Consider the following 16,606-nt stretch of genomic DNA (forward strand, 5'->3'; position numbering starts at 1 on the left):
CTGTTAAGAAAAAATACTTTACAAAGCAATAGTCTTTTTGCTAATATAATTATCTGTGTGAAATAAATTCGGAGGTGCTTTATAAATGGCAGTTAAAATTCGTTTAAAACGTATGGGAGCTAAAAAAACTCCTTTCTATCGTGTAGTTGTTGCAGATTCTCGTTCTCCTCGTGACGGACGTTTCATTGAGGAAATCGGTACTTACAATCCGGTTGCTCAACCAGCTGAAGTTAAGATCAACGAAGAAGCAGCATTAAAATGGTTAGGAAATGGTGCTAAACCATCTGATACAGTTCGTAACTTATTCTCTAACCAAGGTATCATGGAGAAATTCCACTTATCTAAACAAGGTAAGTAATTGAGGCAATGACTATGAAGAAGTTAGTCGAGACGATTGTCAAGCCTCTTGTCGATCATCCTGAAGATGTAAAAGTTACACAGGAACTTTACAACGGAGAGATAAAGTATCGATTAACTGTACATCCTGAGGATGTTGGAAAAGTCATTGGAAAGCAAGGAAGAGTTGCGAAAGCAATTCGAATGCTCTTGTATTCAGTGGGACATCATAATGATGAAAAAGTAACACTGGAAATTCAATAAACGTAAAAAGGGCGAGGAGTTATTTCCTCTCCCTTTTTTAACATTTAAAGAGAAGTTGCATGTTCCATATATGAAATGGAAATGCTTAATTTATATAGAAACCAGGGGTGACATACTATTTATGACAAAATGGTTTAACGTAGGGAAAATTGTAAATACTCATGGCGTAAGAGGAGAAATTCGTGTTATTTCTCGTACTGATTTTCCAGAAGAGCGATATAAAGTAGGAAACACGCTATACATAAGTAATGAGAAAAGTACAGACTACCTTCCGGTGAAAGTAACTTCTCATCGTCAGCATAAGACATTTGATTTATTAACATTTGAAGGATACAACAATGTAGATGAAGCAGAGAAGTTTAAAGGTTCTTTAATAAAAGTACCAGAAGAGCAGTTAGGTGAACTAGCTGAAGGCGAATACTACTACCATGAAATTATTGGTTGCAGTGTTGTAACGGAAGAAGGAGAAGCGTTAGGAACAATAAAAGAAATTTTATCTCCTGGTGCAAATGATGTTTGGGTAATTAAACGTCCAAAAGGTCAAGATCTGTTAATTCCTTATATTGATGATGTTGTACTTCAAGTTAACATTGAGAATAAATTAGTAACCATTCATGTAATGGAAGGATTGCTATAATGAAAATTGACATTTTAACATTGTTTCCAGATATGTTTACGGGTGTGTTTGGATCTTCAATTTTAAAGAAAGCACAAGAAAAAGAAGCGGTAGAGCTTCGTGTTGTCAATTTCCGCGATTATACAACGAGTAAGCATAATAGCGTAGATGATTATCCGTATGGTGGTGGCGCTGGGATGGTATTAACCCCTCAGCCTATCTTTGATGCAGTGGAAGAGTTAACGAAGGAAACAGACCGTAAACCGAGAGTTGTTTTAATGTGTCCACAAGGAGAGCGTTTTACGCAGAAGAAGGCAGAAGAACTTGCTGAAGAAGAGCATGTTATTTTTGTGTGTGGTCATTATGAAGGGTACGATGAACGAATTCGTGAGCATCTCGTAACAGATGAGATTTCTATCGGTGACTACGTATTAACCGGAGGAGAGTTAGCCTCTATGGTTATTACTGATAGTGTCGTGCGTCTCCTGCCGGGAGTGCTAGGAAATCATGCTTCACAAGTCGAGGATTCGTTTAGTACAGGTTTATTAGAGCATCCTCATTATACACGTCCAGCTGATTTTCGTGGTATGAAGGTACCGAATGTATTAATGTCAGGAAATCATAAAAATATTGATGAATGGCGACACAAAGAATCACTACGTCGTACGTACACGCGTAGACCGGATTTACTGGAAGAACGAGAATTATCTAAGCAAGAAGCGAAATGGCTAGAACAGATTAAAGAAGACAAGTAAGGGCTTGATATATTTCCTATTGCAACAGTCCTAGCAATATGCTATTATAACACTTGTGCTACTGAAATCAGTGGCCGTATTAACGATGTTCCGCTGTAATTTATTAAGACTTTATAAGAGCATCTGTTTAAAGGAGAGAATTTAATATGCAACAATTAATCGCAGAAATTACTCAAGGCCAATTAAAAACTGACCTTCCTTCATTCCGTCCTGGAGACACTTTACGTGTACACGTAAAAGTAGTTGAGGGAACTCGTGAAAGAATTCAGCTTTTCGAAGGTGTTGTAATTAAACGTCGTGGTGGCGGAATCAGTGAAACATTCACAGTTCGTAAGATTTCTTACGGTGTAGGTGTTGAGCGTACATTCCCAGTTCACACGCCAAGAATCGCGAAACTTGAAGTACTTCGCCGTGGTAAAGTACGTCGTGCTAAGTTATACTACTTACGTAACCTTCGCGGTAAAAAAGCACGTATTAAAGAAATTCGATAAGACATGTATGGGAGCTTGTAAATACACAAGCTCCCTTTTTCCAATCTATATAAAATTTTGATATAATACGAGCAGCTTACATAATCGTGGAGGGGAAATGCATGAAGAAAGAAAAGAGTTCACTTTGGGAATGGATCAAAGCAATTTTGATTGCTGTTGTATTAGCGGGTGTTATTAGACAGTTTTTCTTTGCGCCAATTCTCGTAGATGGAGTATCGATGGCGTCTACTTTACATGATCGTGATCGAATGATTGTCAATAAAATTGGTTACCACATAGGAGATCCGAAACGATTTGATATTATCGTATTCCGAGCAACGGAAGATAAAGATTATATTAAGCGCATTATCGGCCTACCAGGCGATGAAATAGAGTATCGTAATGATAAACTATATGTTAACGGAAAGGCTTATGAGGAGCCGTATTTAGACAAGCAGAAAAAACAAATTGCTGATGGGCCGCTTACATATGATTTTACTCTTGAAGAAATGACAGGGAAGAAAACTGTTCCAGAAGGTCAATTATTTGTTTTAGGCGATAATCGTCGTTTTAGTAAAGATAGCCGTTCGATTGGTACAATTTCAATGGACCAAGTGATTGGAAAAGCGAATATACTATATTGGCCGTTAAAAGATGCTCGTATTGTGAAATAAAAGAAAAAGAAGGTGGCAACATGGTAATTCAGTGGTTCCCGGGACATATGGCAAAGGCTAGACGCCAAGTAACAGAAAAATTAAAGTTAATTGATGTTGTAATTGAGCTTGTAGATGCTCGATTACCTTTATCTTCTCGAAATCCAATGATCGATGAGATTATTACACATAAACCGAGGCTTGTTGTTTTAAATAAAGCGGATATGGCAGATGATCGTTTAACAAAGCAATGGATCGCATATTTTAAAGAAAAAGGCCAGATGGCAATTTCAATTAACGCACAAGCTGGACAAGGTATGAAGGAAATTGCAGCGGCTTGTAAAGTGTTGGTGAAAGAAAAATTTGACAAAATGGCTGCAAAAGGTATTAGACCGAGAGCAATTCGTGCATTAATTGTAGGTATACCGAATGTTGGCAAATCTACGTTAATTAATAAGTTGGCGAAGAAAAATATTGCTAAAACAGGAGATCGTCCTGGTGTGACAACAGCTCAACAATGGATTAAAGTTGGGAAAGAAATGGAATTGTTAGATACACCTGGTATTTTATGGCCTAAATTTGAAGATCAATTAGTGGGTCTTAGATTAGCGACAACGGGCGCAATTAAAGATTCAATTTTAAATTTACAAGATGTTGCTGTTTACGCACTACGTTTTATGGAGAAGCATTATCCAGAACGTTTGAAAGAGCGATATAATTTAAATGAGATTCCAGAAGATATTGTGGAGTTATTCGATGCAATTGGAAAAAATAGAGGCTGTTTAATGGGCGGCGGAATGATTGATTATGATAAAACATCTGAGCTTGTACTGCGTGAGCTTCGTGGTGGAAAACTTGGAAAAATGACGTTTGAAACACCAGAAGAGTTTGCAGAGCAAACAGAAGATGCAGAAAAAGTAGAAGAAGTATAAGACGTGCGTTTGTACGTCTTTTCTTTTTTGTATATAAAGGGAGTGGCATGAATGCAAAAAGTGACTATTCAAGAAGCGGAACGTTTACTGCATGAAATAATGAGTGAAGAAGATGACCGCTTTCAAATATTAATGAAAGACGAGCGAAAAGGGGTACAAAAGCTCATTTTGAGGTGGCATAAACAAAAAGAGTTAGCGCAGAAAGAAAAAGAAAAGTTTTTCGAAATGTCCAGGTACGAGATTGCATTACGTGAAAAAGGTCTCACATATATCGCAGGTATAGATGAAGTAGGTCGTGGACCGCTAGCTGGGCCTGTTGTAACGGCAGCTGTTGTCCTTCCGGAAGATTTTTATATTCCAGGATTAAATGACTCGAAAAAGCTGAGTGAGGCGAAGCGAGAGCGTTTTTATGATGAAATCAAAGCGCAAGCAATTGCAATTGGAGTTGGAATTGTATCACCACAAATGATTGATGAGATAAATATTTATCAAGCGACGAAACAAGCGATGTTAGATGCTGTTGCGAATTTATCTTGTGCACCAGAATATTTATTAATTGATGCGATGAAACTTCCTACACCAATTCCGCAAACATCCATTATTAAAGGTGATGCGAAAAGTATTTCTATTTCAGCTGCATCCATTATTGCGAAAGTAACGAGAGATCGTATGATGAAAGAGCTTGGGGAAAAGTATCCTGCATATGGATTTGAACAACATATGGGATATGGCACAAAACAACATTTAGAAGCGATTGAAGCGCATGGAGTATTAGAAGAACATCGAAAATCGTTTGCGCCAATTAAAGATATGATTCAAAAATAAGCTGCGAATATGCAGCTTATTTTTTTATTTTGGTATACGAACATTATTATTTTCAAAAAAGAATAAAGCGATTTCAGTTTTCTGACACTTTATTGTAGACAGCGTGCCAATCATCTTATACAATGGCAATGTAATGTTTTTTAAACATTAAAAAACTTTTCGAGTAAAACAGGAAAACAGGGGAGGATGGGACCATGAATATCCATGAGTACCAAGGTAAGGCAGTCCTTAGAAGCTATGGGGTTAGCGTTCCGAACGGGAAGGTTGCATTTACAGTAGAAGAAGCTGTAGAAGCAGCGAAAGAATTAGGAACGGATGTATGTGTAGTAAAAGCACAAATTCACGCTGGTGGACGCGGCAAAGCTGGCGGAGTAAAAGTTGCAAAAAATTTAGATGAAGTTCGTACATATGCAGAGAGCATTTTAGGAACTACACTTGTGACACATCAAACAGGTCCTGAAGGTAAGGAAGTAAAACGCTTACTTATCGAAGAAGGTTGCGATATTAAAAAAGAATATTATGTTGGTCTAGTTTTAGATCGTGCAACTTCTCAAGTTGTTTTAATGGCATCTGAAGAAGGTGGAACAGAGATTGAAGAAGTAGCAGAGCAAACACCTGAAAAAATCTTTAAAGAATATATTGATCCAGCAGTAGGCTTACAAGGCTTCCAAGCGCGCCGAATCGCATTTAACATCAATATTCCAAAAGAGCTTGTAGGACAAACTGTGAAGTTTATGATGGGCTTATACCGTGCGTTTATCGAAAAAGATTGCTCTATTGCGGAGATTAATCCACTTGTTACAACAGGTGACGGTAAAGTTATGGCATTAGATGCGAAATTAAACTTTGATTCTAATGCTTTATATCGCCATAAAGACATTTTAGAACTTCGTGATCTTGATGAGGAAGATTCAAAAGAAATTGAAGCTTCTAAATATGACTTAAACTACATTCCTTTAGATGGAAATATCGGTTGTATGGTTAATGGTGCAGGTTTAGCTATGGCTACAATGGATATCATTAAACATTATCATGGTGATCCAGCTAACTTCTTAGATGTTGGTGGCGGTGCAACAGCTGAAAAAGTTACAGAAGCATTCAAAATTATCCTTTCTGACAAAAACGTAAAAGGTATCTTCGTTAACATTTTTGGTGGCATCATGAAGTGTGATGTTATCGCAGAAGGTGTTATTGAAGCAACGAAACAAGTAGGTCTTGAATTACCTTTAGTTGTACGTCTTGAAGGTACAAACGTAGAGTTAGGTAAGAAAATTTTAAATGAGTCTGGCTTAAATATTGTTGCAGCAGAATCTATGGCAGACGGTGCACAAAAAATTGTTTCACTAGTGGGCTAATAGAAAGCGGGGGAGAAAAATGAGCGTATTAGTTAATAAAGATACAAAAGTTATTGTTCAAGGTATTACAGGTTCTCAAGGTTTATTCCACACAAAACAAATGATTGAATACGGTACGAAAATTGTCGGTGGTGTAACGCCAGGTAAAGGTGGCACTGATATTGAAGGTGTACCAGTATTTGATACTGTAGAAGATGCAGTGAAAGCAACAGGCGCAAATGCTTCAGTTGTATACGTTCCACCCGCTTTTGCGGCTGATGCAATTATGGAAGCAGTTGATGCAGAAATCGATTTAGTAGTATGTATTACTGAAGGAATTCCTGTATTAGATATGGTAAATGTAAAGAGATATATGGCGGGTAAACATACACGTTTACTTGGACCAAACTGTCCTGGTGTTATTACGCCTGATGAATGTAAAATTGGTATTATGCCAGGGTACATTCATAAAAAAGGCCATGTAGGTATCGTATCTCGCTCTGGTACATTAACGTATGAGGCTGTACATCAGTTAACACAAGAAGGTATTGGCCAATCTACTGCTGTAGGTATCGGTGGGGACCCAGTTAACGGTACGGACTTTATTGATGCGTTAAAAGCATTTAATGAAGATGAAGAAACGCATGCTGTAATTATGATTGGTGAAATCGGTGGTACAGCAGAAGAAGAGGCAGCTGAATGGGTGAAAGCTAATATGACCAAACCTGTTGTAGGCTTCATTGGTGGCCAAACAGCGCCTGCTGGCAAACGTATGGGCCATGCTGGTGCAATCATTTCTGGTGGTAAAGGAACTGCTGCAGAAAAGATTAAAACGATGGAAGCTTGTGGTATTAAAGTAGCGGAAACTCCAGCGGTTATGGGCGAAACGCTAATCTCTGTCTTAAAAGAAAAAGGTCTATTTGAGACTTGTAAAAACTACTAATCTGTTGAAAGACACCTTCTTGCTTGAAGGTGTCTTTTTACGCAATTCTTGTTTACATAATAAAAATTATGGGTAAGGAGAATTAAGATGAAAAGAGAACGATTATTACATCTTCATTATTTTTTAGCGGATCATTGGAAGGCGATGGAAAGACTACTATATGTCGATCCTGAATTGAAGGGAATATACACGTTTAATACAAAACAAATGGAATACTACACTGGAATATCCTCGAAAAAATCTTCAGAATTAGTAAATTTTCTTCAAAGTTCAAATCTCCCGCAATATATATCTTATTTAGAGAAAAATCGAATCTTTTATATGACTATATGGGATGAAGATTATCCACAATTATTACGTGAAATACAAGATCCCCCCTTTGTGTTATATGGAAAAGGAGAGAAGGATTTTCTCAATAAAGCGAATAAATTAGCGGTTATTGGAACGAGAGAACCGACTTTATATGGACATGAGAGTTTAAAATTTATTTTACACCCATTATTAGAAAGGGAATGGCTTATTGTCAGTGGGTTTGCAAGAGGGATAGATACAATGTCACATGAAATTACAGTAAGACGGCATTGCCCGACTATTGCAATACTAGGACATGGATTATCGTATATGTATCCAAAAGAGAATAGACATTTATATGAAACGTGGAATGAATATATATTGTTATTGACAGAGTATCCGCCGCACTATGCACCGAAAAAATGGTATTTTCCAAAAAGGAACCGAATTATTAGTGGTATAAGTAAGGGTGTTTTAGTTGTAGAAGCGAAATCAAGAAGTGGAACACTTATTACTGCGGACCTTGCTTTAGAGCAAAATAGAGAGGTATTTGCACTTCCTGGACCTATATTTATAGATAGTGCATCAGGAACGAATCATCTGATTCAACAAGGAGCAAAACTAGTAAGAAATGCAGAGGATATCTTGGAAGAGGTTTTAAATTAACCTTATATTTTTATGTTTTTATTAAACAATTATTGACAAATGGTAGATAGGCACTGTATGGTATATTCATTCTTGATTGACAAAAACAAGAGAAATCAATAAGATTGATGAAGACTTGAATCCACCTCTTAAGGAGGCACTAGCATGTCAGATTACCTCGTAATCGTGGAGTCGCCTTCTAAGGCGAAGACCATTGAGAAATATTTAGGGAAAAAATACAAAGTTGTCGCGTCTATGGGACACGTTCGCGATTTACCTAAAAGCCAAATGGGGATAGAAGTAAAGAACAACTTCACCCCGAAGTATATTACCATTCGTGGTAAAGGTCCCGTCTTAAAAGATTTAAAATCAGCGGCAAAAAAAGCAAAGAAAGTCTATCTCGCGGCCGATCCAGACCGCGAAGGGGAAGCAATTGCTTGGCATTTAGCCAATACGTTAAATGTGGACGTTGAATCAGATTGCCGAGTTGTGTTTAATGAGATTACAAAAGATGCAATAAAAGAATCATTTAAACATCCTCGTGCGATTAATATGGATTTAGTAGATGCACAACAAGCAAGGCGTATACTAGATCGTCTTGTTGGTTACAATATTAGTCCTTTATTATGGAAGAAAGTAAAAAAAGGATTAAGTGCAGGACGCGTACAATCTGTAGCAGTTCGTTTAATTATCGAACGTGAAAAAGAAATTCAAATCTTTGAGCCTGAAGAATTCTGGACAATTAAGACAGAATTTGTGAAAGGGAAAGACACATTTGAAGCAAGTTTTTACGGTGTAGATGGTGAAAAAGTTCAATTAACGAATGAAACGCAAGTGAATGAAATAATTGAACAGATGAAAGATAATGCGTTTTCAGTTGAAAATGTAACGCGAAAAGAGCGAAAACGTAATCCTGCATTACCGTTTACAACATCTTCCTTGCAACAAGAGGCAGCGCGTAAGTTAAACATGCGAGCAAAGAAAACAATGATGCTCGCGCAGCAATTGTATGAAGGGATAGATCTTGGAAAGCAAGGGACTGTAGGTCTTATTACGTATATGAGAACTGACTCAACACGTATCTCGGAAACAGCTCAAACAGAGGTGCGTACTTACATTACTGAGGCGTTTGGTGCGGAATACATAGGAACAGAGAAGAAGAAAGAAACGAAAAAGTCGAACGCACAAGATGCGCATGAGGCAATTCGTCCTACTTCGGTAATGAGAAGGCCAGAGGAACTAAAGAGTTTCTTAAGTCGTGATCAACTTCGGTTGTATAAACTGATTTGGGAGCGATTTGTTGCAAGTCAAATGGCGTCTGCTATAATGGATACTGTGACAGCTAGACTCATTAATAACAATGTTCAGTTCCGTGCAAGTGGATCGGTTGTAAAGTTTCCAGGATTTATGAAAGTGTATGTAGAGTCGAAAGATGACGGGGCTGAAGAAAAGGATAAAATGTTGCCACCTTTAGAAGTAGGGGAAACTGTATTTTCGAAGGATTTAGAACCGAAGCAACATTTTACACAACCTCCGCCGCGCTATACAGAGGCTCGTCTAGTAAGAACACTTGAAGAGCTTGGAATTGGAAGACCGTCGACTTACGTGCCGACACTTGAAACGATTCAAAAACGTGGATACGTAGGTTTGGATAATAAACGCTTCGTTCCAACTGAACTTGGTGAAATAGTAATTGAACTTATTTTAGAGTTTTTCCCAGAAATTATTAACATTGAATTTACTGCTAACATGGAGCAAAGTCTTGATGAAGTAGAAGAAGGAAATGCGAATTGGGTAAAAATTGTTGATGATTTCTACGTAGGCTTTGAACCGCGTTTAGAAAAAGCGGAAAAAGAAATGCGTGAAGTGGAAATTAAAGATGAACCAGCTGGGGAAGACTGTGAATTGTGTGATCACCCAATGGTCTTTAAAATGGGTAAATACGGGAAATTTATGGCTTGTTCGAATTTCCCAGATTGTCGTAATACAAAACCGATTGTGAAAGAAATCGGTGTTACTTGTCCGAAGTGTGATAAAGGTCAAATTATTGAACGCCGTAGTAATAAAAAGAAACGTCTTTTCTATGGATGCGGTACGTATCCAGAGTGTGACTTTGTATCTTGGGATAAACCAATTGGTCGTAAATGTCCGAAGTGCGAAGGTATGCTTGTAGAGAAGAAGTTGAAAAAAGGCGTGCAAGTACAATGTATTTCGTGTGATTATGAAGAAGAACAACAAATGTGAGCGTAACTGCTCACATTTTTTTCGGGAAGAAAAGGAAAGGTGATAAATATGACAACACAAGTAGTAAACGTCATTGGCGCAGGTCTTGCAGGAAGTGAAGCAGCTTATCAAATTGCAAAACGTGGTGTCCAAGTAAAATTATATGAAATGAGACCAGTAAGGCAAACGCCAGCTCATCACACAGATAAATTTGCAGAGTTAGTATGCAGTAACTCGCTTCGCGCAAACACATTAACAAACGCTGTTGGTGTTATTAAAGAAGAAATGCGTCTAATGGACTCTGTTATTATTCGTGCAGCTGATGAGTGCTCTGTACCAGCAGGAGGGGCTTTAGCTGTAGATCGTCATGAATTTGCGGCAAAGGTAACGGAGTATGTGAAAAAACATCCGAACGTAACTGTGATGAATGAAGAAATTACTGAAATTCCAGAAGGGCCTACTGTTATCGCGACAGGTCCACTTACGTCTCCAGATCTTGCTGCACAATTAAAAGAATTAACAGGTGAAGATTATTTTTATTTCTATGATGCTGCAGCACCGATTGTTGAGAAAGACAGCATTGATATGAATAAAGTATATTTAAAGTCTCGTTACGATAAAGGTGAAGCTGCATATTTAAACTGCCCAATGACGGAAGAGGAATTTGACCGTTTTTACGAGGCTTTAATTGCTGCTGAAACAGTACCTTTAAAAGAATTTGAAAAAGAAATTTTCTTTGAAGGTTGTATGCCGGTAGAAGTTATGGCAAGTAGAGGAAGACAGACCCTAGTATTTGGACCGATGAAACCTGTTGGATTAGAAGATCCGAAAACAGGAAAAACGCCATATGCTGTTGTTCAGTTACGTCAAGATGATGCAGCGGGAACATTATACAATATCGTAGGTTTCCAAACGCATTTAAAGTGGGGACCACAAAAAGAAGTGTTACAGTTAATTCCAGGCCTGGAAAACGCAGAGATTGTACGTTATGGTGTAATGCATCGTAATACGTTTATTAATTCACCTAACTTGCTTCGTCCAACATATCAATATAAACAACGTGATGATTTATTCTTCGCTGGCCAAATGACTGGAGTAGAGGGATATGTTGAATCGGCGGCGTCAGGATTACTAGCGGGTATTAACGCTGCTCGACTTGTGAAAGGTGAAGAACCGGTTGTATTACCGCCTGTAACTGCAATGGGAAGTATGGCAAATTATATTACTGCGACAAACGCGAAAAACTTCCAACCAATGAATGCAAACTTCGGTTTGTTTGCACCGTTAGAGAAGAAAATTAAGAGAAAAGCAGAACGAAATGAAGCATATGCAACACGCGCTTTAGAAACAATTCAAAATTTTGTAAATATTTAGTTAAATTTCTTGCAAAGGCTACTAAGTTGTGATACGATTTAGTAGCCTTTATTGAGGTGAATTGTGTGAATGTGAAGAAATTGTTACAATTATTCGTTGGATATTTACAAATTGAAAGAAATTATTCAAAATATACAATTGCAAGTTATCAAAATGATTTAGAACATTTTGTGCAATTTATGGAGCGAGAAGGCATATCCTCTTTTTTAGATGTTACATACGCGGATGTTCGTTTGTACTTAACGACGTTGCACGATGAAAAGTTAGCCCGTAAATCTGTCGCAAGAAAAGTATCAAGCTTACGAAGTTTATATCGTTTTTTGATGCGTGAAGGTTATCGGAAAGATAATCCGTTTGCACTTGCGTCACTCCCCAAAAAAGAATTGTCAATCCCAAAGTTTTTATATGCTGAAGAATTAGAGGAATTATTTGAAGTTGCTGATACGGAAACGCCGCTAGGTCAAAGGAATCAAGCTTTATTAGAGTTGATGTATGCGACTGGAATCCGTGTGAGTGAATGTGTCAATTTACAACTTACCGATATTGACTTCGCGGTGGGAACAATTTTAGTAATGGGAAAAGGAAAAAAACAAAGGTATATTCCGTTCGGAAGCTATGCGCAAGATGCTTTAATTACTTATATAGAGAACGGGAGAAAACAGTTAGCTCAAAAAACTGAAGAACACTCTCATATGGTATTTTTAAATGCGAAAGGCACGCCGCTAACAAGTCGAGGGGTACGCTATGTATTAAACGAACTCATTAAGAAGGCTTCACTAACAATGCGGATAAGTCCCCATATGTTAAGGCATACATTTGCTACACATATGTTAGACGAAGGGGCAGATTTACGTACTGTACAGGAGCTACTCGGTCATGAGAATTTGTCGACGACACAAATTTATACGCATGTCTCTAAAGAAAGATTGCGTTCGGTCTACATGAAGCATCACCCACGGGCATAAATTGCTTTTAAAGCTATAAAAACATATAAAGGAGTTTTTTCTATGGGAAATTTCCACGCTACAACGATATTTGCAGTTCATCATAATGGAGAATGTGCAATGGCTGGAGATGGTCAGGTGACAATGGGAAATGCAGTTGTAATGAAACATACAGCTCGTAAAGTCCGTAAACTTTTCCAAGGGAAAGTTTTAGCTGGCTTTGCAGGTTCTGTTGCTGACGCATTTACTCTTTTTGAAATGTTTGAAGGGAAATTAGAAGAGTACAACGGGAACTTGCAGCGTGCTGCAGTTGAGATGGCAAAACAATGGCGTGGCGACAAAATGTTACGTCAGCTAGAAGCGATGCTTATTGTCATGGATAAAACAACTATGCTTCTTGTTTCAGGTACAGGAGAAGTGATTGAGCCGGATGATGGTATTTTAGCGATTGGATCTGGTGGGAATTATGCGCTTTCTGCAGGTCGTGCTTTAAAGCAATATGCAAGTGAACATTTAACAGCGAAGCAAATTGCGAAAGCGAGTTTAGACATTGCTGGTGATATTTGTGTGTATACAAACCACAATATAATTGTGGAAGAATTGTAGAATCGTAAGGGAGGCATTTTATATGCATTTACATTTTACTCCGCGTCAAATTGTGGAAAAATTAGATCAATACATTATCGGTCAAAAAGATGCGAAGAAAGCGGTTGCTGTAGCTTTAAGAAATCGATATCGTCGAAGTAAATTAGCTGAAAATCTACGTGATGAAATTGCGCCTAAAAATATTTTAATGATTGGACCAACAGGTGTTGGTAAAACAGAGGTAGCACGACGAATGGCGAAACTCGTTGGAGCACCTTTTATTAAGGTTGAAGCTACGAAATTCACAGAAGTTGGATATGTAGGTAGAGATGTAGAATCGATGGTACGTGACCTTGTGGAAACGTCAGTTCGTATCGTGAAAGAAGAAATGGTAGTTAAAGTACAAGATAAAGCAGAAGAACAAGCGAACCAACGTCTTGTAGAAATTTTAGTGCCCAGTCCGGAGAAACAATCTGGATTTAAAAACCCATTAGAAATGCTATTTGGTGGTGCTCAAAATTCGAATCAAACATCTGATGCACAGGAAGATGTTGAAATCGAAAAGAAACGTCAAGATGTGGAAAGAAAGCTTGCTGCAGGACTTCTTGAAGATGAAATTGTATCGATTGAAGTGACTGAGCAACAGTCTTCCATGTTCGATATGCTACAAGGAACTGGCATGGAACAAATGGGAATGAATTTCCAAGATGCATTAGGAAGTTTTATGCCGAAAAAAACAAAAAAACGTAAACTTTCTGTGAAAGAAGCAAGAAAACTCTTGACAAATGAGGAAGCACAGCGCTTAATTGATATGGATGAAGTTACACAAGAGGCTGTTTATCGTGCTGAACAGCTCGGGATTATTTTTATCGATGAAATTGACAAAATTGCTGGTAAGCAGTCGAATAGCGTAGATGTATCACGTGAAGGTGTGCAACGTGACATTTTACCAATTGTAGAAGGGTCGAATGTTGCGACAAAATACGGATCAGTAAAAACGGATTATATTTTATTCGTTGCAGCTGGAGCGTTTCATATGTCTAAACCGTCGGATTTAATTCCGGAACTGCAAGGGAGATTTCCGATTCGAGTAGAATTAACAAAATTATCGACAGAGGATTTTGTTAAAATATTAATCGAGCCTGATAATGCGTTAATTAAACAATATATGGCTTTATTAGCGACTGAAGGTATAGAAATTGAATTTTCAGACGAAGCTATTCGTAAGATTGCTGAGATTGCTTATCAAGTTAATCAGGATACAGATAATATTGGAGCAAGAAGACTTCATACGATTATGGAGAAGCTCCTTGAAGATTTATCGTTTGAAGCATCTGAAATTACGTTAGAGAAAATAACGATAACACCTCAGTATGTTGAGGAGAAATTAGCAACGATTGCTAAAAATAAAGATGTGAGCCAGTTTATTTTGTAATTGTGTCATCAGGTGACTCGCCCTAGTTTCCAAGTGATGAAAAAATATGTGAGTAACATGTAGGAGGAACTTTTGAAATGGAATTATTAGCAAAAACAAGAAAATTAAATGCGTTATTACAGAGCGCAGCAGGAAAGCCTGTAAACTTTAGAGAAATGTCTGACACAATGTGTGAAGTAATCGAAGCGAACGTATTCGTAGTAAGTCGTCGTGGTAAATTACTAGGTTATGCAATTCACCAACAAATTGAGAATGAGCGTATGAAACAAATGCTTGCAGAGCGTCAATTCCCGGAAGAATACACACAAAGCTTATTCAACATTACAGAAACATCTTCTAACTTAGATGTAAACAGTGCTTACACAGCATTCCCAGTAGAAAATAGAGAATTATTCGGTCAAGGTTTAACTACAATCGTACCAATCGTTGGTGGCGGTGAGCGTCTAGGTACATTAGTTTTAGCTCGTCTTGGTCAAGAGTTCTTAGACGATGATTTAATCCTTGCTGAATACAGTTCAACTGTAGTAGGTATGGAAATCTTACGTGAAAAAGCGGAAGAAATCGAAGAGGAAGCACGTAGTAAAGCTGTTGTTCAAATGGCGATTAGCTCATTATCTTACAGTGAGTTAGAAGCAATTGAGCATATCTTCGAAGAATTAAATGGAACAGAAGGTTTACTAGTTGCAAGTAAAATTGCTGATCGCGTAGGAATCACTCGTTCTGTAATCGTAAATGCACTACGTAAATTAGAAAGTGCTGGTGTTATTGAATCTCGCTCTTTAGGCATGAAAGGAACATACATTAAAGTGCTAAACGACAAGTTTCTACAGGAACTTGCTAAATTAAAAACAAACTAATTTATAAAACTCTCCTCATTTTTTGAGGAGAGTTTTTTGTGTATAAAAGATTGATGTTGTATGCAAATAGTGTCATAATCGTGTTTCTCGGAGAAGCTATGAATTGAATTTCATTTTCTCGCTTAAAAGAAATACAGGTTGGTAATACTAGAATTCGAGTGTGAACAAAGAAAGTTTTACATTCTTCGCATTTTCGACTTGATTGTAATATTTCAGTATGATATAGTAAGCAGTGGTGTCAGTACAAAGTACACACGTTTACTGATTTAAGTGTTGGTGCTACGTTTGTAGTTTCGCTTAGAGATGAAGTAAACGGAGGATATCAAAAACCATTTAGGAGGAACTATATTATGTCAGTAATTTCTATGAAGCAATTGCTTGAAGCTGGTGTTCATTTCGGACATCAAACTCGTCGTTGGAACCCAAAAATGAAGCGTTACATTTTCACAGAGCGTAACGGTATCTACATCATCGACTTACAAAAAACTGTGAAAAAAGTTGAGGAAGCTTACAGAACGATGCGCGACATCGCTGCTGAAGGTGGAGACATCTTATTCGTAGGTACTAAAAAACAAGCACAAGAAGCTATTAAAGAAGAAGCAACTCGTGCTGGTATGTACTTCGTTAACCAACGTTGGTTAGGTGGAACTTTAACAAACTTCCAAACAATCCAAAAACGTATCAAGCGTCTTAAAGACATCGAAAGAATGCAAGAAGATGGTACTTTCGAAGTACTTCCTAAGAAAGAAGTTGTTCAACTTAAAAAAGAGTTAGAGCGTCTTGAGAAATTCTTAGGCGGTATTAAAGATATGAAAGGTCTTCCAAGTGCATTATTCGTAGTAGACCCTCGTAAAGAGCGTATTGCAGTTGCTGAAGCACGCAAATTACACATTCCAATCATCGGTATCGTTGATACAAACTGTGATCCAGACGAAATCGATCACGTTATCCCAGCAAACGATGATGCAATTCGTGCTGTAAAACTTCTTACATCTAAAATGGCAGACGCGATCCTTGAAGCAAAACAAGGTGAAGAAACTGTTACTGCGTAACAAAGTTGGAAAGGTGATAAGGGGTTCGGCCTTTTATCACCTTTTTTAAGGTATAAACACCTTTATAAAAGG

18 protein-coding genes are annotated in these 16,606 nt (G+C 37.7%); all 18 read left to right on the top strand.

Going from position 1 to position 16,606, the window contains the following annotated elements:
- Nucleotides 1–85 precede the first annotated feature (85 nt).
- Nucleotides 86–358: a 30S ribosomal protein S16 gene (gene rpsP, locus ACTFOB_RS11420; protein ID WP_000268750.1), complete on the top strand. Its 273-nt coding sequence runs from the start codon at nt 86–88 to the stop codon at nt 356–358.
- A gap of 14 nt (nt 359–372) precedes the next feature.
- Nucleotides 373–600, top strand: a complete 228-nt coding sequence (locus ACTFOB_RS11425) for a KH domain-containing protein (RefSeq protein WP_000737399.1) — start codon at nt 373–375, stop codon at nt 598–600.
- Between the two features lie 121 nt (nt 601–721).
- Nucleotides 722–1,237, top strand: coding sequence for a ribosome maturation factor RimM (gene rimM, locus ACTFOB_RS11430; protein ID WP_000170282.1), 516 nt, complete (start codon nt 722–724; stop codon nt 1,235–1,237).
- The gene (trmD, locus tag ACTFOB_RS11435; protein WP_064475006.1) at nt 1,237–1,971 is read left to right on the top strand and encodes a tRNA (guanosine(37)-N1)-methyltransferase TrmD; all 735 of its coding nucleotides are present in this window, start codon (nt 1,237–1,239) and stop codon (nt 1,969–1,971) included. The genes rimM and trmD overlap by 1 nt, the downstream gene beginning before the upstream one ends.
- Nucleotides 1,972–2,117: 146 nt before the next feature.
- Nucleotides 2,118–2,462, top strand: coding sequence for a 50S ribosomal protein L19 (gene rplS, locus ACTFOB_RS11440; protein ID WP_001186518.1), 345 nt, complete (start codon nt 2,118–2,120; stop codon nt 2,460–2,462).
- A gap of 101 nt (nt 2,463–2,563) precedes the next feature.
- Nucleotides 2,564–3,115 carry a signal peptidase I gene (gene lepB, locus ACTFOB_RS11445; RefSeq protein WP_000711857.1) on the top strand — a complete coding sequence of 184 codons (552 nt, stop codon included), beginning with the start codon at nt 2,564–2,566 and terminating at the stop codon, nt 3,113–3,115.
- 20 nt (nt 3,116–3,135) lie between these two features.
- Nucleotides 3,136–4,026 (top strand): ribosome biogenesis GTPase YlqF, encoded by an 891-nt coding sequence (ylqF, locus tag ACTFOB_RS11450; protein ID WP_151632646.1) that lies wholly within the window; start codon nt 3,136–3,138, stop codon nt 4,024–4,026.
- 51 nt (nt 4,027–4,077) lie between these two features.
- Entirely contained in the window at nt 4,078–4,851 is a 774-nt protein-coding gene (locus ACTFOB_RS11455; RefSeq protein WP_440025984.1) for a ribonuclease HII, read from the top strand.
- A gap of 194 nt (nt 4,852–5,045) precedes the next feature.
- Nucleotides 5,046–6,206 carry an ADP-forming succinate--CoA ligase subunit beta gene (gene sucC / locus ACTFOB_RS11460; protein WP_151632641.1) on the top strand — a complete coding sequence of 387 codons (1,161 nt, stop codon included), beginning with the start codon at nt 5,046–5,048 and terminating at the stop codon, nt 6,204–6,206.
- Nucleotides 6,207–6,225: 19 nt separating this feature from the next.
- The gene (sucD, locus tag ACTFOB_RS11465) at nt 6,226–7,128 is read left to right on the top strand and encodes a succinate--CoA ligase subunit alpha (RefSeq protein ID WP_000115178.1); all 903 of its coding nucleotides are present in this window, start codon (nt 6,226–6,228) and stop codon (nt 7,126–7,128) included.
- A gap of 87 nt (nt 7,129–7,215) precedes the next feature.
- The gene (gene dprA / locus ACTFOB_RS11470) at nt 7,216–8,085 is read left to right on the top strand and encodes a DNA-processing protein DprA (protein WP_048563176.1); all 870 of its coding nucleotides are present in this window, start codon (nt 7,216–7,218) and stop codon (nt 8,083–8,085) included.
- 144 nt (nt 8,086–8,229) lie between these two features.
- Nucleotides 8,230–10,308 (top strand): type I DNA topoisomerase, encoded by a 2,079-nt coding sequence (gene topA / locus ACTFOB_RS11475; protein ID WP_151632637.1) that lies wholly within the window; start codon nt 8,230–8,232, stop codon nt 10,306–10,308.
- Nucleotides 10,309–10,356: 48 nt separating this feature from the next.
- Entirely contained in the window at nt 10,357–11,661 is a 1,305-nt protein-coding gene (gene trmFO, locus ACTFOB_RS11480; RefSeq protein ID WP_060488428.1) for an FADH(2)-oxidizing methylenetetrahydrofolate--tRNA-(uracil(54)-C(5))-methyltransferase TrmFO, read from the top strand.
- A gap of 65 nt (nt 11,662–11,726) precedes the next feature.
- The gene (xerC, locus tag ACTFOB_RS11485) at nt 11,727–12,626 is read left to right on the top strand and encodes a tyrosine recombinase XerC (protein WP_440025988.1); all 900 of its coding nucleotides are present in this window, start codon (nt 11,727–11,729) and stop codon (nt 12,624–12,626) included.
- A 42-nt stretch (nt 12,627–12,668) separates the two neighbouring features.
- Entirely contained in the window at nt 12,669–13,211 is a 543-nt protein-coding gene (gene hslV / locus ACTFOB_RS11490) for an ATP-dependent protease proteolytic subunit HslV (protein WP_000526271.1), read from the top strand.
- Between the two features lie 22 nt (nt 13,212–13,233).
- The gene (hslU, locus tag ACTFOB_RS11495; protein WP_440025989.1) at nt 13,234–14,625 is read left to right on the top strand and encodes an ATP-dependent protease ATPase subunit HslU; all 1,392 of its coding nucleotides are present in this window, start codon (nt 13,234–13,236) and stop codon (nt 14,623–14,625) included.
- Nucleotides 14,626–14,702: 77 nt separating this feature from the next.
- Complete coding sequence (codY, locus tag ACTFOB_RS11500) at nt 14,703–15,482, top strand: GTP-sensing pleiotropic transcriptional regulator CodY (RefSeq protein ID WP_000421290.1); 780 nt, start codon at nt 14,703–14,705, stop codon at nt 15,480–15,482.
- 350 nt (nt 15,483–15,832) lie between these two features.
- On the top strand, nt 15,833–16,534 hold the full coding sequence (rpsB, locus tag ACTFOB_RS11505) for a 30S ribosomal protein S2 (RefSeq protein ID WP_000111485.1): 702 nt from the start codon (nt 15,833–15,835) through the stop codon (nt 16,532–16,534).
- Nucleotides 16,535–16,606 lie beyond the last annotated feature (72 nt).

This window comes from Bacillus cereus group sp. MYBK79-1 (assembly GCF_051915365.1).
Classification (GTDB): domain Bacteria; phylum Bacillota; class Bacilli; order Bacillales; family Bacillaceae_G; genus Bacillus_A.